Source organism: Streptomyces sp. NPDC001832 (assembly GCF_040297265.1).
In the GTDB taxonomy this organism is placed as follows: domain Bacteria; phylum Actinomycetota; class Actinomycetes; order Streptomycetales; family Streptomycetaceae; genus Streptomyces.
Genome location: NZ_JBEOYU010000013.1, coordinates 57,968 through 81,539 on the forward strand (window position 1 = coordinate 57,968; position 23,572 = coordinate 81,539).

A 23,572-nucleotide genomic window follows, 5' to 3' on the forward strand; every position below is an offset into this window, starting at 1 on the left:
CAGGAAAGGCCGAACGCACATGGCTCAGCCCTTCACCCTGCCGGATTTCTACGTTCCGTATCCGGCGCGGCTCAACGTCCATGTCGAGGAGGCACGACAGCACACCAAGAAGTGGGCGCGCACCATAGGGATGCTGGAGGGTTCGGGTATCTGGGAGGAGAAGGACCTCGACTCCCACGACTACGCGCTGCTGTGTGCGTACACCCATCCCGACTGCTCGTCCGAGGCGCTCTCGCTGGTCACCGACTGGTATGTCTGGGTCTTCTTCTTCGACGACCATTTCCTGGAGCTGTTCAAGCGCACGCCCGACCGTCAGGGCGGCAAGCGGTATCTGGACCGGTTGCCGTCGTTCATGCCGATGGACCGTGGGGCTCAGATGCCGGAGCCTACGAATCCGGTCGAGGCGGGGCTGGCCGATCTGTGGGCGCGGACAGTGCCGAGCATGTCCGACGCCTGGCGGGTCCGGTTCGCCGAGGCGACGAAGAACCTGCTCAACGAGTCGCTGTGGGAGCTCGCGAACATCAACGAGGGGCGCATCGCGAACCCCGTCGAGTACATCGAGATGCGGCGCAAGGTGGGCGGCGCCCCGTGGTCGGCGGGTCTCGTGGAGTACGCGGCGGGCGCGGAGGTCCCCGAGTCGGTGGCCGACGAGCGTGCGCTGCGGGTACTGCGGGATGCCTTCTCCGACGGCGTACATCTGCGCAATGACCTCTTCTCGTACCAGCGGGAGGTCGAGGACGAGGGCGAAAACAGCAATGGCGTACTGGTCCTTGAGCACTTCCTCGGCTGCTCCACGCAGGAGGCCGCCGATGCGGTGAACGATCTGCTGACGTCGCGGCTGCAGCAGTTCGAGAACACGGCGCTCACCGAAATCGGTCCCCTGTGCGTGGAGAAGGGGCTGGACCCGGCGGACGCGGCGGCGGTTCTGGCGTACGTCAAGGGGCTGCAGGACTGGCAGTCGGGCGGTCATGAGTGGCACATGCGCTCGAGCCGCTACATGAACGACGGCGGGGCCGGTGAGACCGGGCCCGGTTTCGGTATGGCCGCGGCATCGATCCGGCTGACCCCCCGATCGGAGTCGGCCCGACTGCGCAGCCACACCCATGTGCCGTACCAGCATGTCGGTCCGTCACTGCTGCCCGACTTCGAGCTGCCGTTCGATACGACGCTCAGCCCGCATCTGGACGGGGCCCGGGTACGGATCGTCGACTGGGCGAACCGTATGGGGATCCTGGAGGCGCAGCCGGGGGTGCCGGGATCACACATCTGGGACGAGGAGCGGCTCGTCGCGATCGACCTGCCGTTGTGCGCGGCGGGTCTGCACCCGGACGCGACTCCGGAGGAACTGGATCTCTCCTCCCAGTGGCTGGCCTGGGGGACGTACGGGGACGACTGGTTCCCGGTGGTGCACGGGCGGCCCCGTGATCTGGCGGGCGCCAAGCTCGCCAATGAGCGTCTGTCGCTGTTCATGCCCCTGGACGGGTCCGCGATGCCCGAGCCGGTCAACGCTCTGGAGCGGGGGCTGGCCGATCTCTGGGCGAAGACCTCGGCCCCGATGGACGCGAGCGGGCGCCTCGCCTTCCGGACGGCGGTCGAGGACATGACCGCGAGCTGGGTGTGGGAGCTGGCGAACCAGGTACAGAACCGCATCCCGGACCCGGTGGACTACGTCGAGATGCGGCGGAAGACCTTCGGCTCGGATCTCACGATGAGTCTGTGCCGCCTGGGGCACGGCAGGAAGGTGCCGGAGGAGATCTACCACAGTGGTCCGCTGCGCTCGCTGGAGAACGCGGCGTCGGACTACGCGTGTCTGCTCAACGACCTGTTCTCGTACCAGAAAGAAATCGAGTACGAGGGTGAGGTGCACAACGGCGTCCTGGTGGTGCAGAACTTCTTCGGGGTGGACTACCCGACCGGGGTGAAGATCGTGTACGACCTGATGAAATCGCGGCTGCGGCAGTTCCTGCACGTCGCGGAGCAGGAACTGCCGGTGCTGTACGACGACTTCGAGCTGGACACGGAGGCGAGGGAGATCCTGGCCGGGTACGTCCAGGAGCTCAAGCACTGGATCGCGGGCATCCTGATCTGGCACCGGGGCTGCCGGCGCTACCGCGAGCAGGATCTGCGGCGGGGCACCGGCGCCCCGTGGCACCTCAGCGGTCCCACGGGGCTCGGTGTCGCGGCGGCTCGGGTAACCGCGCTGTTCGCTCAGCCCTCGGCCACCAGGGTGTAGCGTCCGCCCGCACGCGCCTTGAAGACCTTTTCGCCGCTCGCGAACAGCGAGCTGCGGACGGTTACTTCGCGGCTGCGGCTCGCCGTGATCACCACACGGCGGGCCTGCCCGGCCGCCCACTCGATGTCGACGGTGAAGCCACCCCGGGCGCGCAGCCCGCGTACCGATCCCTCCGGCCAGCTCGCCGGGAGGGCCGGGAGGATCTCGACGGCGCCGTGCTGGCTCTGCAGCAGCATTTCGGCGATGCCCGAGGTGGCGCCGAAGTTGCCGTCGATCTGGAACGGCGGATGGGTGTCCCAGAGGTTGGGCAGGGTGGAGTTCTTCAGCTGTTCGGCGAGCATCTTGTGGGCGTGGTCGCCGTCGCGCAGCCTCGCCCAGAAGTTGATCTTCCACGCCTTGGACCAGCCGGTGCCGCCGTCGCCGCGGGCGGCGAGGGAGACCTTGGCCGCTTCGGCCCACTTGCTGCCCGGTTCGATCTGCCGCCCGGGATGCAGGGCGAAGAGGTGCGAGACGTGGCGGTGGGTGTCGGCCGGGTCGTCCCGGTCGGCCTTCCATTCCTGGAGCTGGCCCCAGGAGCCGATCCGCAGCCCGGGGTCGAGCCGGTCGAGGGCCGTTTCCAGGCGGCTGCGGAAGGCAGGTGCGTCGCCGAGGGTACGGGCGGCCTCCAGGGTGTTGGTGAGCAGATCGTGGACGATCTGCTGGGACATCGCGGCACCGGCAGTGAAGTCGCCGTGCTCGGGAGAGTAGCTGGGGGTGACGACGAGCAGTCCGTCGCGCGGGTCGGTACGCAGGTTGGCCAGCCAGAATTCGGCGGCCTCCTTCATCGCCGGGTAGGCGGTGGAGCGCAGGTAGTCGGTGGAGCCGCCGAACCGGTAGTGCTCGTACATCTGCTGGGTGAGCCAGGCGGCGGCCTCGGGGAACCAGAAGGCGGTGGACCAGTCGTGGACGCCCGTGAAGCCGTACGGGTTGGTCTCGTTGTGCACGACCCAGCCCGCGGTCCCGAACATTTCCTTCGCCGTCATCCGGCCTGGGGCCCGCATCGCTTCGACATAGCGGTCGTACGGTGCGGTGGTCTCGGCGAGGTTGGTGACCTCGGCGAGCCAGTAGTTCATCTGCAGGTTGATGTTGGTGTGGTAATCGGCGGACCACGGTGGGGTGGTGGAGTTGTTCCAGACACCTTGGAGGTTGGCGGGCAGCGAGCCGGACCGCGAGGAGGCGATCAGCAGGTAGCGGCCGTACTGGAAGAACAGCACTTCCAGGGCGCGGTCGGCGGGGCTCGTACCGTCCGTGTACCGGGCGAGCAGCTGATCGGTGGGCAGGTCGGGTAGTTGCTGGCCGATGTCGAGGGCGACCCGGTCGAAGAGGGCGCGGTGGTCGCGTACGTGGATGTCCCGGACCTTCTCGTACGACGACCGGGCGGCGGAGTCCACGGCGGCGGTGACCGCCCTGTGCGGGTCGTCGCCGCGGTAGGAGGGGTAGCGGTCGGCATAGTCGGTGGCTGCGGCAAGGACGAACCAGGCGCTGTCGGCGCCGGTGACGGTGAGGGAGCCGTCCGCGCCTGCGGTGACGGTGCCGCCGCTGGTCCGGATGCGGATCTGGGCTTCGAAGCGCAGGCCGTTGTCCTTCAGCGCGCCGCGTACGGTGAGCCGGTCCTTGTCAGCGGTGGCGGTGTAGTCACTGCGGGGTGAGGTGTAGCGCAGGGTGAAGGACACCTGTCCCGGACGGTCGGCGGCGAGGCGCCCCACGATGACTCTGTCCGGGTGGGAGACGAAGAACTCCCTTGTGTGGACGGCACCTTGATGGGTGTACGTGACGGCGGCGAGGGCATTCCGCAGATCGAGTGTGCGCCGGTAGGAGGCATCGGGGGCGGCCGGGGCGTTCGGCAGGTCCAGCCGCAGGTCACCGAAGACCTGGTAGGCGCCGTAGCCGCGGCGCGCCTTGCCGAGCTCGGCGGCGACGGCATCCGGGCCGAGAGCACCCTGACTGTCGAGTCGTTGCTGTACGTCGGCGAGGGCGCCGGGCCTGGGGGCGGTCCAGTTCCCGAAGTCGTAGCCCTCGGCGGAACCGGGGCCGCCGGTCCACAGCGTCTTCTCGTTGAAGGTGAGCCGCTCGGAGGCCAGTGTTCCGTACACGCTCGCGCCGAGGGCACCGCCGCCGATGGGCAGCGACTCGCGCTCCCAGCCCGCGGCAGGTGCGTCGTACCGGAGTGTCGTTTCCGTCGGCTTCTTCGAGAATGCGGATCCCTTCACCTCCTTCGAATCATCGGAGGTGCTGGCGGCCGCCGCTGTTCCGGAAAGGGCAGGGATTCCCAGCGCAAGAACGCCGGTTGCGCCAATCGCTGTCTTCACTGTGGTGCGTCGCGTCATCCCGGATGTCATGCGGCCGACGGTAAAGGTCCGACGACTTACTGGACAAGGCACATGACAAAGCGGCCCCTTGGACAGAGGCCGCAAACACTTGGACAGATGGGTCGTTGGGTGCGCCGCGGCCGCCCGATGCGTACGGACGGCCGACGAAGGGACGTTTCAGTTTCAGCCCTGCTGGAACAGCTCGGCGGGCAGCGGCTTCAGCAGGGTGTACAGATCATCGGTGATCGGCCGGTCCCAGCTGGCGATGGTGACGAGCACGCCGTCGCTGCGGTCGAACTGGACGCAGGAGATCCGGCTCTCCGAGAGCTTGACGCGGCGGACGATCAGCAGGTTGTCGCCCTGCATCACGGGCATGTCCTCGGTGCCGGTGACCTCGACCGGTTCGTCGTTCTCGAGCGCGAGCAGCAGCTGGGCGACCTCGAACGGGATCTGGCCCTCCTCGGTCTCGCGAGCGGGCGACCCCTCCGGGAGATTGCCGATGATCATCGCGGGGCCGCGGCCACCGAACAGGTCGTAGCGGAGAAAGACGCCCTGACAGCTCCCGTCCGGCGCGGGCAGCAGACCGGCGCCGAGGTTTCCGGGCCAGTCTCCCGGGTCCATGGCCAAGACGTCGAAGTCGGGGCCAGCGGGTGTGGCGGCGCTACGGCGGCGGAGGAAGGACATGCAGACATGGTACGTGTCCCGGCTCACGTTACGGACCCGGGTCCGCGCAGGCCGGGGGACGGTCGGGCCCACGGGCCGGGGCCGGGAAGCCAGGCGGCTCGGGCTCGGGAGGCTCCACGGACCAGCCGTCGACCGCAACCCACGACTGGTGCCGCCAAGGGCTGTCCCGTGATCCCTGGCGGGCGCACGACGACAGTTACGACACCTCGCCGCATTGCCGGAACGTCCGAGTACATCCAGTTTGCGGACGCCCCTCCGCCTTGCGGCGCACCGCGTCCGACGCCGCGCGCTGATCCACCGGGGGATCACGGGACAGCCCTCAGCTGGATTCCGCGGCCAGTGCCTCCAGCACGTCGACCGCCTCGGCGGCACGGTCGTACGGAACGAACAGGTGATCGTGATGGAAGCCCGCCACCACGTTGCAGCTCAGTCCGGCGTCGGTGAGCGCCAGGGACACGGCGGCGGTGAGCCCCACCGCGTCCAGGGCGGAGTGAATACGGAGCGTGATCCAGCCCGCGACGTAGTCGTGCCGCAGGCCGGCCGAGACGGCTTGCGCCTCCGGGAGCACCAGGGTGAGACCTTCAGGCTCGGTGACCGTGACGACCGGGTCGACGCCCTCGGGCACCGTGCCGTGAGGTGTGGTGGTGAAGACATAGCGGCCCGGGTTCAGCTCCGGGCGCATGCCGCTCAGCAGGGTTCGGAGATCGCGCTCGCCCGTCATGGGCCACCATGCTACGTGGCGCGATGGCACCAGTAATCTCGGGCGCCTGCGGGATGCAGCCCGACCGTCATCGTACGGCCGAAGCCCGGACCGAAGTCGGCCACGTGTTCTTCCCGGCATGGCGCACCCGGGTCAAACTCGCCTTCGAGCGGCTTTCGTTGCCGGGAAGCGGCCCTCTTTCCGAGGAACCCGCACGACGCTCAGTGGGCGGTCCCGGAAAGGCCGCGTGACGGGCTTCCTGCGGTCCGGGACGACCTGCGGTCAGCCGGTGGGAGGTTCGGCTCCGACCAGCCACATGGAGAAGAACTGCGCCCCGCCGCCGTAGGCATGACCGAGAGCCTTCCGCGCCCCCGCCACCTGGTGCTCGCCCGCCTGCCCCCGTACCTGTAGCGCGGCTTCGGCGAAGCGGATCATGCCGGAGGCGCCGATGGGATTCGTGGAGAGCACCCCGCCCGAGGGATTCACCGGCAGATCGCCGTCGAGTTCGGTGACGCCGGCTTCGGTGAGCTTCCAGCCCTCGCCCTCCTCGGCGAAGCCGAGGTTCTCCAGCCACATGGGCTCGTACCAGGAGAACGGCACGTACATCTCGACGGCGTCGATCTCCCGTCGCGGATCGCTGATCCCCGCCTGCCGGTACACATCGGCGGCGCAGTCCCTGCCCGCCCGCGGCGAGACGAAGTCCTTGCCGGCGAAGAGCGTCGGTTCGCTGCGCATCGCGCCGCCGTGCACCCAGGCGGGCGGGTGCGGCGAACGGTCCGCTCCGGCACGGTCGGTGAGGACCATCGCGCAGGCCCCGTCGGAGGACGGGCAGGTCTCGGAGTAGCGGATCGGGTCCCAGAGCATCGGGGCGGACTGGACCTTCTCCAGGGTGATGTCCGGGTCGTGGATGTGCGCGTACGGGTTCTTGAGCGCGTTGCGGCGGTCCTTGTACGCGACGAGGGAGCCGATCGTGTCGGGCGCCCCGGTGCGGCGCATGTACGCCCGGACGTGCGGGGCGAAGAAGCCGCCCGCTCCGGCCAGCAGCGGTTGCTGGAACGGAATGGGCAGCGAGAGGCCCCACATGGCGTTGGATTCGGACTGTTTCTCGAAGGCGAGCGTGAGGACGGTGCGGTGGACCCGTGCGGAGACCAGGTTGGCGGCGACGAGTGCGGTGGAGCCGCCGACCGAGCCCGCGGTATGCACCCGGAGCATCGGTTTGCCCACCGCGCCGAGGGCGTCGGCGAGATAGAGCTCCGGCATCATCAGGCCCTCGAAGAAGTCGGGTGCCTTGCCGATGACGACGGCGTCGATGTCCGCCCAGGTCAGTCCGGCGTCCTCCAGCGCACGGACGGCGGCCTCGCGGACGAGCCCGGCGATGGAGACGTCCCGGCGGGCGGAGACGTGCTTGGTCTGGCCGATGCCGACGACGGCCACGGGCTCCTCAGGCATGAGCGCTCTCCCCTTCGAGTACGGCGACCAGGTTCTGTTGCAGGCAGGGGCCGGAGGTGGCGTGGGCCAGCGCCCGGTCGGACTCGCCCCGGTGGATACGGGACGCGGCCTCGCCGAGACGGATCAGCCCGGCGGCCATGACGGGGTTGGCGGCGAGCGCACCGCCGGACGGGTTGACGGTGACGCTGCCGTCGAGCCCGAGCGCATTGCGCAGCACCACCTCCTGGGAGGTGAACGGAGCGTGCAACTCAGCTGTGTCCACCGGCCGTTCGAAGACACCGGCGCGTTCCGCGGCAAGCCGGGTGGACGGTGATTCGGTCAGATCCCGGACCCCGAGGCTGTGGGCCTCGATGCGGTGGTCGATACCGCGGATCCAGGCGGGGCGAGGGCACAGGGCCCGTGCGGTGTCTTCGGCGGCGAGGATCACGGCGGCCGCGCCGTCGCCCACCGGCGGGCAGTCGCCGGTCCGCAGCGGCTGTACGACGTATTCGCCGGCCGGGACCGGGCCGGCGAGCTGAGCATGCGGGTTGGCCGCGGCGGCCGTGCGGCTGCGGGTGGCGATCGCGGCAAGGGCGGCTTCGTCGGTGTCGCCCGCGTCGATCAGCGCCTGCGCCTGGAGCGCGGCGAGGGCTACGGAGTCCGGCCAGAGCGGGCCGACGTAGTACGGATCGAGTTGGCGGGTGAGGACGTCGCGCACCTCACCGGGCGAGGACTTTCCGTAGGAGTACACGAGCGCGGTATCGGCCGCACCCGTCTGGATCTTCACCCAGGCCTCGTACAGCGCCCAGGCGCCGTCCATCTCCACATGGGACTCGGATATCGGCGGGTACGCGCCGACGCCGTCGAGCGCCATGGTGAAGGAGAAAGCGCGGCCCGCGAGGTAGTCGCTGGAACCGGAGCAGGTGAAGCCGATGTCGCCGGCCCTGAGCCCGGTCGCGTCGAGGACCTGATGAAGGACGGGCATCAGCATCTCGACTTCGGAGAGTTCGTCGGTCCGCCGCAGGTGGTCCGTCTGCGCGAAGGCGACGATCGCTACGTCTCGCATCTACAGCAGCTCCTTGTACGCGTCGTAGTCGGCGTCCGGCTCCCCGGTCGGCCGGTAGTGATCGGGGTGGCGTCCGCCCTCGGTCCAGACCGGTTCGACCCGCAGGCCCATGCGCACCTGGTCGTACGGGATTCCGCCGATCCGTGCGTGCAGTGCGAGGTCGGCACCGTCGAGGGCGATGTGTGCGTAGACGTAGGGGACCTCGATGTCGAGGTTCTTCGCCTTGATGTTGACGACGCAGAATGTGGTGACCGTGCCTCGCGGGCCGACCTCGACCTGTTCCGTGGTGGCGACACCGCAGGTGGGGCAGGCTCCGCGTGGCGGTACGTACACCTTCGTGCAGGAAGGGCAGCGCTCGCCGACGACGCGCCGCTCGGACAGTGCGCCGATGTACGCGCTCTGGGCGCGGCCGGGGGTGTACCGGTAGTCGAGGCGGGCGGGGGTGACGATGCCGCGAACAGGTTCGGTGAACTCATCGCCGTGCGGGGCAGGTTGACCGGCCGGTCCGTCGTACGGCTCGAAGCAGGCGATGTCCGTGATGGCGCCGGTCCGCTCTGGGGCCCAGCAGATCCGTACCCGCATGCCGGTGCGGACGGCTTCCGGGCCGGGCGCGGCAAGGACGTGCAGCAGGGCCGTGTCGGCGCCGTCGAGCCGGACCAGGACCCAGGCGAAGGGGGTGTCGAGGGGCTGGCCGGGGCGCGGGTCCGGGTTCCAGGCCCAGGTGGTGACGGTGCCGGTGGCGGCGACCTCGGTCAGCTCACGGATCTCCTCCGCGGTCACGGGGTCGTACTCGACTGGTGGGACCAGGACCTTTCCCTCACTGGTCCGCACGCCGAGGACGGTGCGTTCGCGCAGTCCGGTGAGGAAGGCGCTCTGCACCGGTCCGAGGGAGCGGGTGAAGGGGAATTCGAGCACCAGCGGTGCGCTGAGGATGTCGGGCACGGTTGGCCTCCTTGGCTCAGGCACGCCGGTAGACGGGCGGGCGCTTCTCGGCGAAGGCGCGCGCGCCTTCCTTGGCGTCGTCGGTGGCGAAGACCGGCCATCCGCGTTTCAGCTCCGCGGCAAGTCCCTCGGTCTCGGTCAGTTCGGCGGTCTCGTACACGGATGCCTTGACGGCTTCGACGGCGAGCGGCCCGCAGGCGTTGATCTGCCCGGCGACGGCGAGGGCCTGTTCCAGCGCGGTGCCGTCGGGGACGACCCTGCCTATCAGCCCAATGCCGGCTGCCTCCTCGGCGCTGTACGGGCGTCCGGTGAGGAGCATTTCGAGCGCGTGGGTGCGGGCGATCTGGCGCGGCAGCCGAACCGTCGACCCTCCGATGGGGAAGAGCCCCCGCTTGACCTCGAAGAGCCCGAAGGTGGCACTGGCCCCGGCGATTCGGATGTCGGTGCCCTGCAGGATCTCCGTGCCGCCGGCCACGCAGTGGCCCTCGACGGCGGCGATGACCGGTTTACGGGGGCGGTGGTGGCGCAGCATCGCCTTCCAGTGCAGATCGGGGTCGGCGGCCATCCGGTCGCGGTACTGCTCGCCCTCCATCCCCTTGCCCGCCAGGGCTTTGAGGTCCATGCCGGCGCAGAAGCAGCCGCCCGCGCCGGTGAGGACGACGGAGCGAACGGTGTCGTCCTCGTCCGCCGCAAGCCAGCCGTCGTACAGCCCTACCAGCATCGGCAGCGAGAGGGCGTTCTTCGCCTCCGGTCTGTTCAAGGTGAGCACCAGCGTGGCGCCCTCGCGCTGCACGGTGAGGTGTTCCGTACCACCCATTGCCTGTCTCCTGTCTCAAGACCCAGGGCGTGTTTCGGAAGAGAACAGGTTGCAGCAGGCGCGGGTCCAGTTCAATAGTTTTCTGACAGTCAGTCAGATTTCTTCGACAGCACCCCTTCCCACTTGTGCCTCCCGGCGCTCTAATGACCGCCGAGCCAGTCTGCATCCGGGGTCAGGAGGAACGGTGGAGTACAACCTTGCCGACCTGTTCGAGTCTGTCGTCGACGCGGTCCCGGAACGCGAGGCGCTCGTCTACCTCGATCATCCCGGTACGGGTGCGGAGCGCCGGCTGACCTACGCGGAGCTGGACGCGGCTGCCAATCGCATCGCCCACCATCTGATCGAGGCGGGTATCAGCCCCGGCGAGCATCTGGGGGTGCACCTCTACAACGGGGTCGAATACCTCCAGACGGTGCTGGCCTGCCTCAAGGCACGCATCGTCCCAGTCAATGTCAACTACCGCTACGTGGAAGATGAGTTGGCGTACCTCTACCGTGATGCGGATCTGGCGGCCCTGGTCTTCGATGCCGAGTTCGACGAACGGGTCTCGGCCGCCGCACCGCAGGCCCCGACCCTCCATCACCTGATCCGGGTGGGGGCACCGGCGGCGGGTGTCCGCAGCCCAAAAGCCGTGGCGTTCACGGACGCCGAGGCGGCCGGGAGCCCGGAGCGCGGCTTCCCGCCGCGGTCATCCGACGACCAGTTCATCATCTACACCGGCGGCACGACCGGAATGCCCAAGGGAGTGATGTGGCGCCAGGAGGACCTCTTCTTCTCCGGCCTCGGCGGCGGCGCGCCGACCGGCGAGCCGGTGAAGACCCCGCAAGAGCTGGCCGAGCGGGTGGCCGCGGGCGGTGACGGGATCACCTTCTTCCCCACTCCCCCACTGATGCACGGCACCTCGACGCTCACCGCGTTCATCGGTTTCAACTTCGGGCAGCGGGTCGTGATCCACCGCAAGTTCGTGCCCCAGGAGGTCCTCCGTACGATCGAGAAGGAGAAGGTCACCAGCGTGTCCCTGGTGGGCGATGCGATGCTGCGGCCGTTGATCGACGCACTGAAGGGTCCACTGAAGGGGACCGACTGTTCGTCGATGTTCTCCGTATCCAGCTCGGGCGCGATCATGTCGGAATCGGTGCGTGCGGAGTTCCAGGCGCTGGTGCCGACAGTGATGCTGCTCAACAACTTCGGGTCGTCGGAGTCCGGCTTCAACGGTACTGCGACGGCCGACTCGGGCCCGGAAAAGGGGTTCCGCCTCCAGGTCAACTCCCGTACAGCGGTGGTCGATCCGGCGACGTACAAGCCGGTGGCTCCGGGCGAGCCGGGGCGGATCGCCCAGCGCGGCCATGTGCCACTCGGGTACTACAACGACCCGCAGAAGACCGCGGAGACGTTCTTCCGCAGGGGCAACGAGCGCTGGGTTCTGCTCGGTGACATGGCGACCGTCGACGCGGACGGCATCGTCACGGTCCTCGGCCGTGGTTCGCAGTGCATCAACACTGGGGGCGAGAAGGTGTATCCCGAGGAGGTCGAGCAGGCGCTGAAGGCCCATCCGGACGTGTACGACGCGCTGGTCGCCGGTGTGCCCGACGAGCGGTGGGGAAACCATGTCGCGGCGGTGGTGCAGCTGCGCGAAGGGGCGGCAGAGCCGTCGCTCGACGACGTCCAGGCACACTGCAGGACCCGACTGGCCGGCTACAAGATCCCCCGCCGGCTGGTGATCACCCCGCAGATCCAGCGCTCGCCGAGCGGCAAGGCCGACTACCGGTGGGCGCGATCGGTCGTCGCGCCCCGGCGCGGACCCGAGGATTGAGACCGCGAACCGAGGACCGAATGTCACCCGGATGGCGCCTGGCCCGGTTCACCCGAGGGACACCTGCACGGGCTCCGGCCCGGATCACCGAGCACGCCGTCGCGTGTCCGCTCCGGGCGGCAGGCGGCGGGCGGGCGGCCGGCGGCGGGCGGCCGGCGGCGGGCGGCGGGCGGCCGGCGGCGGGCGGCCGGCGGCGGGCGGCCGGCGGCGGGCGGCCGGCGGCGGGCGGGCGGCGGGCGGGCGGCGGGCCCGGCGTAAGCCATTCGGACGCGCTCTGCACCCATACGCTCACCCTATGTGGCAATAGGGGGAAATCGCCCATAACTTCGGCTCATGAGGAAACGACACATCACGAGCCTTGTCGCGGTCGCGGTCGTCTCGGCCGCAGGAATCGGTGCGGCGGCGGTCATTGAGTCCACCTCCACCTCCGACACCGCCATCGCCACCGCCGCGAGCCCGCGGGTGGTGCACCCCGGCGAGTCGATCCAGAAGGCGGTGAACGCCGCCAAGCCGGGCGAAACGGTCGTCGTCCTGCCCGGCACCTACCGGGAGAGCGTCCTGATCGACAAGCCGAACCTGACCCTGCGCGGCCTCGCCGGCCGGACCGTCATCAAGCCCCCGGCGACGAACACGCAGTCCACCGACGCCTGCGCGAAGGCCGGCAACGGAATCTGCGTCCTGGGCAAAAAGGGCCGGACCGTCGACGGCGTGAGCATCGACTCGCTCAACGTCTCCGGATTCAAGAAGAACGGCATCTGGGCCTCCTGGACCGACCGGCTGACCGTCCGGCGGGTGGCCTCCGAGCACAACGGCGTCTGGGGCATCGCCCAGGAGCGCTCCACCCGCGGCCGGTTCACGGGCAACACCGCCCGCGCCAACGGCGACGCGGGCATCTTCGTCGCGAACACCGTCGACGAAGAGGGCGGCGCCACCGACACCCGCGGCACCGAGCTCCAGGACAACACGCTGACGGACAACCGGATCGGTTTCACCGCCAGACGCGTCAGAAACCTGTCGGTCCACAACAACACCTTCGCCGGCAACTGCAACGGTGTGTTCGTCGTGGGCGACGAGGGCAAGCCGCAGGCCGGAGCCATGACGGTCCAGGCCAACCAGATCAACGACAACAACAAGTACTGCCCCAAGACCAAACGGCTGCCCGCCATCCAGGGTTCCGGCATCGTACTCACCGGCGCCGCGGACACCAAGGTGCGCTGGAACACGATCAGCAACAACGTGGGCTCCTCGCCGTTCTCCGGCGGCGTCGTGCTGTTCAAGAGCGTCGTGGGCACGAAGAACATCGGCCACACCATCAGCGGCAATGTCGCGCTCGGCAACAAGCCGGCCGACCTGGCCAATGGCGACACCGGTAAGGGCAACACCTTCGTCGCCAACGTCTGCACGAAGTCCACACCGACCGGGATGTGCTGACCGGTGCATCCCCGCACGAGGAGAAGCGAAACAGCATGACTACTGTGAGTCCCACACCCACCCCCGTACACGCACCCCTCCCGCACCCCGTCACGACACCTCAGCCGGCGATGCAACTGCGCGAGATCGTCTTCGGAGCGGCCCGCGCAGCCGCCATACGCGCCGCGGCCCGGCTGGGCGTCCCCGACGCGCTGGGCGAGACACCGGCGACCGCGCAGGAGCTCGCGACGCTGGTGAAGACCGAGCCGGTGCCCCTGCGCCGACTGCTGCGCGCCCTGTCCTGCTACGGGATCTTCACTGAGACCCCGGACGGGTGCTTCGCCCACACCGAGATGTCCCGCCTGCTGCGCAAGGACGACCCGAACAGCCTGCGCGATATCTCGCTGTGGTGCACCGAGCCCTGGACCTGGGAGATCTGGCCGCACCTCGACGACGCGGTGCGTACCGGAAAGAGCGTCTTCGCGGACGTGCACGGCAAGGGGTTCTTCGACTACCTCCACCAGGACGCCCACGAGTCGGCCCAGATATTCAACCGGGCCATGACCACCTCGAGCATCCAGTCCGCGCTGGACGTCGCCGAACTCCTTGACCTCACCGGCGTGTCCGCGGTAGCGGACATCGGCGGCGGCCAGGGGCACGTACTGGCAAGTCTGCTGGAGAAGCACCCATCGCTCCGCGGCACCCTGATGGACCTGCCGGGTGTGGTGGCGCGGGCCGACGCCCGGCTTCGGGACGCGGGGCCGCTCGTCGACCGGACTCGTATCGTGGCAGGGGACTGCCGCGAGGACATCCCCGTCGAGGCCGATCTCTACATCATCAAGAACATCCTGGAGTGGGACGACGACAGCACGCGCAGGACGTTGCGCAACATCGTCGCGGCAGCCCGCCCCGGAGCCAGGGTCGTCGTCATCGAGAACCTCGTCGACGACACCCCGTCGATGCGGTTCACCACCGCGATGGACCTGCTGCTGCTCCTCAATGTCGGCGGTGCGAAGCACACCAGGGAAAGCCTGGTCAGCCGGATCTCGGATGCCGGGCTGCTGATCGGCGAGGTCGTCCCGGTCAACGCCTACCTCCACGCGTTCGAATGCGTGGTGCCCGACTGATCTCCTACCCCGCACAGGAAATCGCCCCGGGTCCGGCGGGCCGGACCCGGGGCGATTTCCTATGTTCTCAAGCGTTGCAGCTGCCGCGCTCCCACCGGTAGAACTCATGGGCCATGGCGTCCTTGGGGCTGCGCCAGGTCTGCGGGTCGTACGCGCTCACATAGGCGGTGAGCTTGTCACTGATGTCCTTGAACGCCGGGTGCTCCGTCACCTTGGCGATCTCGGGGCCCGGCGGGCGTTCCGATTCGATCAGGTGCAGGTATACGTCACCGAACTGGAAGAGCTTGCGCCTGGTGACTCCGACGAGGTGCGGCAGTTCGCTGCTGTCGGAGGCGGCGAACAGCTCGGCGATGTCCGGCGCCGAATCCGGTGCCATCCGGGCGACGATCAGAGCGTGGTGCATCGTGGGATGCCTTTCTGGTCCCGGCCGCCCGGCCGGGCGGCCGGGCGGCGAGTCGTGGGCGGACGGCAGATCAGCGTGCAGTGACCGAGGCGGTGCGGCGCTCCCGGGCGCGCTGCTCGATCTTGTCCCGGATGAGCTCCATCTGGACCTTGGAGTTGCGGTTGATGTTGTCGGTCATCCACGCGTCGTCGACGGGTGCGTCGGGCCGCATCGCGAAGTCCTGGGCCCAGCGCATCTTCGTACCGCCGGGGACTTCCGAGTACTCCCACCGGATGTTCATGTGCTGGAACGGGCCCGGCTCGACACGGCGGGCGCGGACCGTACGTCCGGCGCGGTCGACGGTGCGCTCGGAGACCCAGCTCCACACCTTGTCGTTCTCGTCGGGGTGCATGGTCAGACGGAACGTCGTGCTGTCGCCGTCCCGTTCGATGACTTCGACCGCGGCATACTCGCTGAACAGCCGCGGCCAGTTCTCCAGATCATTCGTCACGTCCCAGACGAGGTCCAAGGGGGCGGCGATGGTGATCTCGTTCTCGGTGTGTCCGGACACTTCAGGCTCCAGTCATGAGGGTGTTGTTGACGAGGTCGAGGAATTCCTCGGGGGTCTTGCAGCGGTCGGCATCGGCCGGCAGCGCCCTGCCATGCCGGTTCTCCAGCACGCCCACGATGCCGAGGAGGCCGAGCGAGTCGAGGCCGAACTCGTCGAAGGCGGACCCGGGGCGCTTCTCCATGTCCCGCGGGTCGACGGTGAGCCCGGCGCCCTTCTTCATGAGGACGGCGAGTTCCGTGTAGGTCAGTCGATCGGTCATGAGGACTTCTCCTTAATCACACTTGGATGTCGTTGGGGCGCCGCAGCACCATCGCCGCGTTCGAGCCCATGAGCCCGCGGCTGAGCACGAGCGCCGTCCGCAGTTCCGCGGGGCGCGCCTGGCCGGTGACCACATCAAGGTCGTGGCACACGTCGTAGACGTTCGGGGTGGGCGGGATCAGCGCGTTCTCCATGGAGAGCACGGCGGCGGCCGCATCCAGCACCGGCGCACCGCAGTAGGCGCGCCCAATGCCGGTCTTGGGCGCCGTCACCGGTACCCGCCGGCCGTGCGCGCCGAGTGCGTCCGCGATCGCGAGCGCCTCGGCGCGGTCGGCTGCCGGTACGCCGAGTGCGTCCGCGAAAACGACGTCGATCTCGTCCGGCGCGCAGTCGGCCTCCCGCAGGGCGCCGATGACCGCCTGGGCGAGGCCCTCCCGGGACTCCTCCCAGCGGAACGCTCCGGTGAACGTGGCAGCGTGCCCGGTGATTTCGGCCCGGACACGGGCCCCGCGCCGACGGGCCGACTGCTCCTCCTCGACGACCAGCATCGCGCCGCCCTCGGCCGGCACGAAGCCGCAGGCGTCCGAGGTGAACGGCCGGTAGGCGCGGGCGGGGTCGTCGCTGGTGCTCAGGTCCTCGTACCCGAGCTGGCAGACGACCGAGTAGGGCGCCAGCGGTGCCTCGGCCGCACCGACCACCACCGCTTCAGTACCGCGGCGGATCGAACGGGCGGCATGCGCCAGCGCGTCCAGACCGCCCGCCTCGTCGCTGGCCACGACCGCGCACGGCCCCTTGAAGCCGCCACGGATCGAGATCTGGCCGGTGCTGGCGGCATAGAACCAAGCGATGGACTGGTAGGGACCCACGTAGGTGGATCCCTGTCCCCACAGCCGTTGGAGCTCGCGCTGACCGAATTCGCCGCCCCCGGACCCGGCAGCGGTCACCACGCCGACGTCGAACGGCGAATTCTCGTAGTCGGCGCGGCCCAGTCGGGCGTCGTCCAGCGCGATGTCCGCGGCAGCCATCGCGAAGTGCGTGAACCGGTCGGTCTGGACGATGAAGCGCTCTTCGATCAGCTCCACCGCCTCGAAGCCCCGCACCTCGCCCGCGACCCGCAGCGGAAGCTGCTCGCACCCCTCGCGGGTGACCCGGTCGAGGACGCTGATCCCTTCGTGCGTCCTCTTCCAGAAGGCCTCGGTGTTGGTGCCGTTGGGGGCGACGACACCGATACCGGTGACGACGGTGCGCCGCGCTTTACGGGTTCTCATGGTGTCCTCCCACCTGTTCTCGTCAGGGCCACCGCGGACTGGAAGCCGCCGAACCCGCTGCCGACCGAAAGGACGCTGCGCAGCTTCAGGGGACGTGCGGTGCGGGGCACGTAGTCGAGGTCGCACTCCGGGTCCGGACTCTCGTAGTTCGCCGTCGGCGGCACCGTCTGGTGCACCAGGGCGAGTACGCAGGCGGCAATCTCAATGGCCCCGATTGCCCCCAGCGAGTGGCCGACCATGGACTTGATCGAGCTCATCGGTACGTCGTAGGCGTGCGCGCCGAGTGCCCGCTTCACGGCGGCCGTCTCGTGCCGGTCGTTCTGCTTGGTGCCCGAGCCGTGTGCGTTGACGTAGTCGATCCGCGAGCCGTCCATGTGGGCGTGGTCGAGGGCCCGGTTGATCGCCTCGGCCATCTCCAGCCCTTCGGGGGTCAGCCCGGTCATGTGGTAGGCGTTGCCGAAGGTGGCGTAGCCCGCGATCTCGCAGTACACGGTCGCGCCGCGGGCCCGGGCGTGCTCCAACTCCTCCAGTACGAGCACCGCTCCGCCCTCTCCCATGACGAAGCCGTCGCGGCGGGAGTCGAACGGCCGGGAGGCGTGCTCGGGGTCGTCGTTGTTCGCCGAGGTGGCCTTGATCGCGTCGAAGCACGCCACCGTGATCGGGGTGATCGGTGAGTCGGACGCTCCGGCGATGCAGACGTCGACGCGGCCCTCCTCGATGGAGTGAAAGGCGTACCCGATTGCGTCGAGACCGGAGGTGCAGCCCGTGGAGACGGTCTGCACCGGGCCGTGTGCGCCGACCTGTTCGGCCACCGCCGAGGCGAGGGTGCTGGGTGAGAACGCCCGCTCCAGATGGGGACCGGCCGGCCGGTGGTCGACGTCCCAGCGGGCGCCGCTGTTGCTGACGGCGACGTAGTCGTGCTCCAGTCGGGTGGTGCCGCCGACAGCGGTGCCCAGCGACACACCCATCCGCCAGGGGTCCACCTTCTCCAGATCGAGCCCCGCGTCGCCGAGGGCCTCCCTGGCGGCAACCATCGCGAACTGGACGTACCGGTCCGATCTGGCGACCTGGTCCGCGTCCAGTCCGTGCGCCGCCGGGTCGAAGTCGCACTCGGCGGCGATACGGGAGCGGAAGCCGGCCGGGTCGAAGAGCGTGATGCCCCGGGTCGCGGTGCGTCCGTTCGCGAGGAGGTCCCAGAAGGCCGGCGCGCCGATGCCCCCGGGGGCCACGACGCCGACACCGGTGACTCCGACGCGGCGGGTCATGAGGCGGCCTCGGTTCGTTCCGGCGGCGCGACGCGCTCGGCGGACTCCGTGTGCTCGGTGTCGACGTGGCCGAGTTCCGGGCGCGGGGCGAGGGGGCCGAGGTGGAAGACCATGCGTGCCTCGACATCGCCCACATTTCGGAATCGGTGGCGTACATGGGGAGGGATCAGCAGGCCCTGGTCGGGCCGCATCTGGTGCGGTTCACCGTCCAGATCCACCTCCAGGAGACCGTTCACGACGTACACGAACTCCTCGGAGTACGGGTGATAATGCTCGCCGATGCGGTCGCCGGGCTGAACGATGGCCAGCCCCATGAAACCGCTGGTTGCTCCCACCGCCGTCGGCGTGAGCATGGCTCGAAGGTCGCCTCCGCGCCTGCGGTTGGGCTGCGTCTCGCTGAGGTCCACGATGCGTGGCCGGTGCATGGTCATGACTGCTTTCCTCCTGGCGCATTGCGCGTTGTGTTGACGGGTTGAGCGAGAACCCCCCAGGGTGCGGATGCGCGGTTCAGGACTCCATGGCCCGCCGATCTGTGACCAGGGTCATCTCGGACTCCGTCAGGAAGTGCGAGATCCCCTGCTCGGTCGTGGGGACGGCGGTCGCGTCCGCGTCGAGGAGACGTCCGAGCCTGGCCACCTTGCCGGGTCCGTCGATGCCGACTACCTGGGCCGGCTGCGCGTCGATCGGTCCGACCGCTTCGAGGAGGCGGACGACGACGTCGTCACGCTGGAAGATGGTGCTGCTGGCGATGATGCTCGCCGGGTCGTCGGCCGCCTCTTCGTCGTGGCCGGCGAGCAGCCGGGCGAGTGCCATGCCACAGCCCTCCTTGGCCTGGTAGCAGAGTGCGTGCCGGCGGACGTCCTCAGCCTTGTGCCGGCCCGCGGTGACGTGGTGGACGATCGGGAGCGCCGCCCGGGTGAAGAACATCCGGGCGGAGTCCGGGTTGCTGAGGTCCCGGTCCTGTTCCAGATAGGGGTTGATGGCCTCTTCGACGGCCCTGACCTCGGGCTGCCGGGAGACGTGCCGCAGGGCCGCGAGGAGGTCGCCCTCGACCTCGATCGCCCGCACGACTCGGTTTCCGTGCATGAAGAGCGACGTACGGCGCAGTTGGGTAACTTCGTCGACACGAGCGCTCGGTGAGTCGTAATCGGCCAGGATCTTCGCCACGATGTCCTCCGTCCCCGGCTTGACCGTGAAGGTGAGTGCGTGGCGCACCACTCCGTCGCCGAGCCGGGGTGACGCCTGCAGCCGGCCCTTGGCCGCCTGAGGAGCCAGATCGAACGCCTTACCGGTCTCCCGCAGGATGCTGTAACGCAGCGAACGGGTGTCGCGTACGCAGTTGTGCAGCGGCTGAACGGTCTGGACGTGCTCCTCGCTGTTCACCCAGGCGAGGAACGGCGGTGCGCTCTCCCATTCGCTGGTGATCAGCCACTGTGAAGGGTTCTCGATCGACTGGCACAGCTGGTCGCTGACGTGTCCGGGGACGGATGCCACCTGATTGCACAGGTGCTCATACGCCTCCAGGAACTGCTGCTGGGCCCCGTCGTAGAGGTCCAGCAGCAGCACGACACGCAGCCTGGAACCGTCGAAGGCGGACTGGGAGATCCGTTCCGAGAGGGTGGCGGTCATCTTTCGATCTCCTTCGAGACGGTGTCGTGGTCAGGCCGGATGGCATGCCGTCAACCGTCGGTTGGCGTGTGGATTCGAAGCGGGGACTCTCCGGGCTGATGTGATCGGTTCATCCCCGTGACTGCGGGCATCGTCTCCGTGACCGATCGTGAAACGCTGGTCCGGGTGGCGCGAGATTTATGAACCGTTCAGGTGAGCGGCCGTCCGAACCGCCGAGACAAGGGCATTGAACAATGCATCTGAACGGCGTCCGAGCTGGAGCAACTGATGAACGAGAACGTCGACATTCGCGTACCGGTCCTCATTGTGGGCGGCTCCCTGGTGGGCCTGTCCGCCTCACTCTTCCTCGGCCGGCTCGGCATCGAGCATCTGCTGGTCGAGAAGCACCGAGCTACCTCGACACACCCTCGCGGACGCGGCAACAACGTGCGGACGATGGAGGTGTTCCGCACGGCGGGTGCCGAGCCGGGCATCCGGGAGGCGGCCTCGGTCCTCGCCGACAACCACGGCATTCTGCAAGCCGGCTCGCTCACTGGGGACGACCAGGAATGGCTGTTCAAGGAGATTGACCCGGGTGGCGGACTTGCCCGCTTCAGCCCGACCGGCTGGTGCCTGTGCAGCCAGAACGATCTGGAACCCGTGTTGGTGAAACTGGCCCGCGAGCAGGGCGGTGACCTGCGATTCTCAACCGAAATGCAGAGCTTCGACCAGGACGGTTCGGGAGTGGAAGCGGAACTCAAGAACCGCGAGACCGGAGAGCACATCAGTGTGCGCGCGGACTACCTCATCGCGGCCGACGGGCCGCGTAGCCCCATCCGCGAGCATCTGCGCATCGACCGGACCGGTCCCGGCGATCTCTTCCACAACGTCAGCATCACCTTCCGCTCCCGGCAGCTCGCCGATGTAGTGGGCGACCGGCGCTTCATCGTCTGCTATCTGACCAACCCCGCAGCGGACGGGGCCCTGTTGCCGGTGGACAACAAGAAGGAGTGGGTGTTCCACGCGCCGTGGCAGCCTCAACTCGGCGAAACTCTCGAGGACTTCACCGACGAGCGATGTGCCGAGCACATCCGCACGGCGGTCGGCGCTCCGGACATCGACATCGAGATCACCGGCAAGGCCCCGTGGCACGCCGCGGAGCGGGTCGCGGAGCGGTACGCCTCCGGCAGGGTTTTCCTCGCCGGGGACTCGGCCCATGAGATGTCCCCCACCGGGGCGTTCGGCTCCAACACCGGTATTCAGGATGCGCACAACCTGGCCTGGAAGCTCGCCGCCGTACTGAAGGGCGAGGCGGGCCCGGGTCTGCTGGACACCTACGAGCCGGAGCGACTGCCGGTGGCGCAGGCGACGAGCGCGCGGGCCTCGGCGCGCTCCAGCGAGCACAGTCACCCAGGATACGCGGCGGCGCCGGGCGTGGGCGGCAGGAAGCAGGGCGGCATGCTCACCGTGGCACTGGGCTACCAATATGTCCGCGGCGCCGTGCTGGGTGCCGATCCGCAGCAGCCGGTGGTGCCGCAGGGCATGCAGCTCAACGGTCAGCCCGGCAGCCGGGCGCCGCATATGTGGGTCCGTCAGGCCGGTGATCGCAAGTCCACTCTGGATCTGTACGAGCACACCTTCGTGCTGCTCACCGACGGTGAGGACACGGTGTGGCGGCGGGCCGCGGCACAGGTGGCCGAGCGGCTCTCGGTACGGCTCCCGGCCTACGGCATCGGCCCGGGCGCCGATCTGGAACCGGAGAACGGCGCCGACTGGGCCGAGATCCACGGCACGACGCCCGAAGGCGCCGTGCTGGTGCGCCCCGACGGATTCGTGGCCTGGCGTTCAACGGGTTCCGTGGCCGACGCCGAGGCCACCCTTCAGGAGGTCCTGACCTCCCTGCTGCACCGGCCCTGACCCTGCCGGCGGGGCGCCCGGGGGAAGGCTCAGACCAGACCGAACGACCTCAGCTCCGCGAGGAATTCGTCCGGCCGCTCGGTGTGGACGAGGTGTCCGGCCTCGATGGTGACGAAATGGCCACCGGGTATCCGCCCCGCCATCCAGACCAGCCTTTCCTGGGAGATCTGGCTGGCGGGGCCGCCGCCGATCGTCGGCGGGCGTTCGGTGATCTCGGTCCAGGTCCTGCTGTCGCCGCTACGACCGTGTACGAGCACGACGGGCGGTGCCGACGGATCCCCCCACACCCGGTAGGCGAGCCGGGTGCCACCGGCCTGCACGCTGCGGGAAGAGATGAGCTGTGTCGCCCCTCTTGCCATGCGGCGGAGCAACCTGAATTACTGCTACCAAAAGATCGACCGAACGATCGGTCGACTGCAGTGAAGAGGGAGATCCGGATGACGGCTCTGCTGGACGCGGCGGAACGACTGGGCCGGGACGAGCTGGCGGCACTCCAACTGGAGCGGTTGCGGGCCACGCTGCACCACGCGTACGAGAACGTCGGCCACTACCGGTCCGCGTTCGACAAGGCCGGGCTGCACCCGAACGACTGCCGTACGCTCGCCGATCTCGCCCGCTTCCCCTTCACGACCAAGGCGGATCTGCGGGACAACTACCCGTTCGGTATGTTCGCTGTGCCCGAGGACCGCGTACGGAGGATTCACGCGTCCAGCGGGACGACGGGCCGTCCGACCGTGGTCGGTTACACCGAACGGGACCTGGACACCTGGGCGGACGTGGTCGCCCGCTCGATCCGGGCCGCCGGCGGCCGCCCGGGGCAGAAGGTCCATGTGGCGTACGGATACGGGCTGTTCACCGGTGGGCTGGGAGCACACTTCGGGGCGGAACGGCTCGGCTGTACGGTCATCCCGGCCTCCGGTGGCATGACGACCCGTCAGGTCCAGCTGATCCAGGACTTCCGGCCCGAGATCATCATGGTGACGCCGTCGTACATGCTGACGCTCCTCGACGAGTTCGAGCGGCAGGATGTCGACCCGCGGACGACTTCCCTGAGGGTCGGGATCTTCGGTGCCGAGCCGTGGACGGAGGAGATGCGGCGCGAGATCGAGGAGCGGTTCGCGATCGACGCGGTCGACATCTACGGCCTTTCGGAGGTGATGGGACCCGGAGTCGCGCAGGAGTGCGTGGAGACCAAGGACGGCCTGCATATCTGGGAGGACCACTTCTACCCGGAGGTCGTCGATCCGCTCACCGGTGACGTACTGCCGGACGGCGAGGAGGGCGAGCTGGTCTTCACCTCGCTCACCAAGGAGGCCATGCCGGTGATCCGCTACCGGACGAGGGACCTGACCCGGCTGCTGCCGGGCACGGCACGCGTGTTCCGGCGGATGAAGAAGGTGACGGGGCGCAGTGACGATCTGGTGATCCTGCGCGGGGTGAATCTCTTCCCGACCCAGATCGAGGAGATCGTGCTGCGCACACCGGGGGTGGCGCCGCACTTCCAGCTGCGACTGACCCGCGAGGGCCGCCTCGACGCACTGACCGTACGGGCGGAGGCACGGGCCGAGGCCACACCGGAGCAGCGGATGGCCGCCGCCGAATCGATCACGGCGGCCGTCAAGGACGGGATCGGGGTATCGGTCGGGGTGGAGATCGTCGATCCCGAGACGCTGGAGAGGTCGGTCGGCAAGTTCAAGCGGATCGTGGACGAGCGCGGGCGTTAGCGTGTTTCGAA

Annotated in this window: 20 protein-coding genes and 1 pseudogene; 6 read left to right on the top strand and 15 right to left on the bottom strand. The window is 68.9% G+C overall.

Features of this window, described 5'->3' with window-relative positions:
* The first annotated feature begins 19 nt into the window (after positions 1-19).
* Positions 20-2,233, top strand: coding sequence for a terpene synthase family protein (locus tag ABT115_RS13410; protein WP_351788006.1), 2,214 nt, complete (start codon positions 20-22; stop codon positions 2,231-2,233).
* Here ABT115_RS13410 and ABT115_RS13415 read toward each other — a convergent pair.
* From ABT115_RS13415 to ABT115_RS13445, 7 genes are all read right to left on the bottom strand, one after another.
* The gene (locus ABT115_RS13415; protein ID WP_351788009.1) at positions 2,209-4,611 is read right to left on the bottom strand and encodes a glycoside hydrolase family 95 protein; all 2,403 of its coding nucleotides are present in this window, start codon (positions 4,609-4,611) and stop codon (positions 2,209-2,211) included. The two genes, ABT115_RS13410 and ABT115_RS13415, sit on opposite strands and share 25 nt — an antisense overlap.
* A gap of 153 nt (positions 4,612-4,764) precedes the next feature.
* Positions 4,765-5,265: a hypothetical protein gene (locus ABT115_RS13420; protein ID WP_136202497.1), complete on the bottom strand. Its 501-nt coding sequence runs from the start codon at positions 5,263-5,265 to the stop codon at positions 4,765-4,767.
* Positions 5,266-5,584: 319 nt separating this feature from the next.
* Positions 5,585-5,986: an ACT domain-containing protein gene (locus ABT115_RS13425; protein ID WP_351788013.1), complete on the bottom strand. Its 402-nt coding sequence runs from the start codon at positions 5,984-5,986 to the stop codon at positions 5,585-5,587.
* Positions 5,987-6,247: 261 nt separating this feature from the next.
* The gene (locus ABT115_RS13430; RefSeq protein WP_351788016.1) at positions 6,248-7,414 is read right to left on the bottom strand and encodes a thiolase family protein; all 1,167 of its coding nucleotides are present in this window, start codon (positions 7,412-7,414) and stop codon (positions 6,248-6,250) included.
* A complete protein-coding gene (locus ABT115_RS13435) occupies positions 7,407-8,459 on the bottom strand; it encodes a thiolase family protein (protein ID WP_351788019.1) in 1,053 nt (350 codons plus the stop codon). The genes ABT115_RS13430 and ABT115_RS13435 overlap by 8 nt, the downstream gene beginning before the upstream one ends.
* Complete coding sequence (locus ABT115_RS13440) at positions 8,460-9,401, bottom strand: Zn-ribbon domain-containing OB-fold protein (RefSeq protein WP_351788022.1); 942 nt, start codon at positions 9,399-9,401, stop codon at positions 8,460-8,462. It lies immediately after the preceding gene.
* 16 nt (positions 9,402-9,417) lie between these two features.
* Entirely contained in the window at positions 9,418-10,218 is an 801-nt protein-coding gene (locus ABT115_RS13445) for a crotonase/enoyl-CoA hydratase family protein (protein ID WP_351788024.1), read from the bottom strand.
* A gap of 184 nt (positions 10,219-10,402) precedes the next feature.
* On the opposite strand from ABT115_RS13445, the gene ABT115_RS13450 reads away from it, so the two are divergent.
* From ABT115_RS13450 to ABT115_RS13460, 3 genes are all read left to right on the top strand, one after another.
* On the top strand, positions 10,403-12,031 hold the full coding sequence (locus ABT115_RS13450) for an acyl-CoA synthetase (RefSeq protein ID WP_351788027.1): 1,629 nt from the start codon (positions 10,403-10,405) through the stop codon (positions 12,029-12,031).
* Positions 12,032-12,364: 333 nt separating this feature from the next.
* Positions 12,365-13,462, top strand: a complete 1,098-nt coding sequence (locus ABT115_RS13455; protein WP_351788029.1) for a right-handed parallel beta-helix repeat-containing protein — start codon at positions 12,365-12,367, stop codon at positions 13,460-13,462.
* A 35-nt stretch (positions 13,463-13,497) separates the two neighbouring features.
* Positions 13,498-14,568, top strand: coding sequence for a methyltransferase (locus tag ABT115_RS13460; protein WP_351788031.1), 1,071 nt, complete (start codon positions 13,498-13,500; stop codon positions 14,566-14,568).
* Positions 14,569-14,635: 67 nt separating this feature from the next.
* Here ABT115_RS13460 and ABT115_RS13465 read toward each other — a convergent pair whose 3' ends face one another.
* The 7 genes from ABT115_RS13465 to ABT115_RS13495 form a co-directional block, all read right to left on the bottom strand.
* Positions 14,636-14,971, bottom strand: coding sequence for a TcmI family type II polyketide cyclase (locus tag ABT115_RS13465; protein ID WP_351788033.1), 336 nt, complete (start codon positions 14,969-14,971; stop codon positions 14,636-14,638).
* Between the two features lie 70 nt (positions 14,972-15,041).
* The gene (locus ABT115_RS13470; RefSeq protein WP_351788035.1) at positions 15,042-15,521 is read right to left on the bottom strand and encodes an SRPBCC family protein; all 480 of its coding nucleotides are present in this window, start codon (positions 15,519-15,521) and stop codon (positions 15,042-15,044) included.
* A gap of 1 nt (position 15,522) precedes the next feature.
* Complete coding sequence (locus tag ABT115_RS13475) at positions 15,523-15,780, bottom strand: phosphopantetheine-binding protein (protein WP_351788037.1); 258 nt, start codon at positions 15,778-15,780, stop codon at positions 15,523-15,525.
* Positions 15,781-15,796: 16 nt separating this feature from the next.
* Positions 15,797-17,047, bottom strand: coding sequence for a ketosynthase chain-length factor (locus ABT115_RS13480; RefSeq protein ID WP_351788039.1), 1,251 nt, complete (start codon positions 17,045-17,047; stop codon positions 15,797-15,799).
* On the bottom strand, positions 17,044-18,312 hold the full coding sequence (locus tag ABT115_RS13485) for a beta-ketoacyl-[acyl-carrier-protein] synthase family protein (RefSeq protein ID WP_351788042.1): 1,269 nt from the start codon (positions 18,310-18,312) through the stop codon (positions 17,044-17,046). The genes ABT115_RS13480 and ABT115_RS13485 overlap by 4 nt, the downstream gene beginning before the upstream one ends.
* Positions 18,309-18,743: a cupin domain-containing protein gene (locus ABT115_RS13490; protein WP_351788045.1), complete on the bottom strand. Its 435-nt coding sequence runs from the start codon at positions 18,741-18,743 to the stop codon at positions 18,309-18,311. The genes ABT115_RS13485 and ABT115_RS13490 overlap by 4 nt, the downstream gene beginning before the upstream one ends.
* A gap of 76 nt (positions 18,744-18,819) precedes the next feature.
* Positions 18,820-19,941, bottom strand: a complete 1,122-nt coding sequence (locus ABT115_RS13495) for a SchA/CurD-like domain-containing protein (protein WP_351788048.1) — start codon at positions 19,939-19,941, stop codon at positions 18,820-18,822.
* Positions 19,942-20,208: 267 nt separating this feature from the next.
* Between ABT115_RS13495 and ABT115_RS13500 the strand changes: the two genes are divergently transcribed.
* A complete protein-coding gene (locus ABT115_RS13500; RefSeq protein WP_351788049.1) occupies positions 20,209-21,837 on the top strand; it encodes an FAD-dependent oxidoreductase in 1,629 nt (542 codons plus the stop codon).
* A 29-nt stretch (positions 21,838-21,866) separates the two neighbouring features.
* On the opposite strand, the pseudogene ABT115_RS13505 reads toward ABT115_RS13500, so the two are convergent.
* Positions 21,867-22,160, bottom strand: a pseudogene (locus tag ABT115_RS13505) (alpha/beta fold hydrolase); the annotation flags it as partial.
* A gap of 114 nt (positions 22,161-22,274) precedes the next feature.
* On the opposite strand from ABT115_RS13505, the gene paaK reads away from it, so the two are divergent.
* Entirely contained in the window at positions 22,275-23,561 is a 1,287-nt protein-coding gene (paaK, locus tag ABT115_RS13510; protein WP_351788051.1) for a phenylacetate--CoA ligase PaaK, read from the top strand.
* Positions 23,562-23,572: the final 11 nt, after the last annotated feature.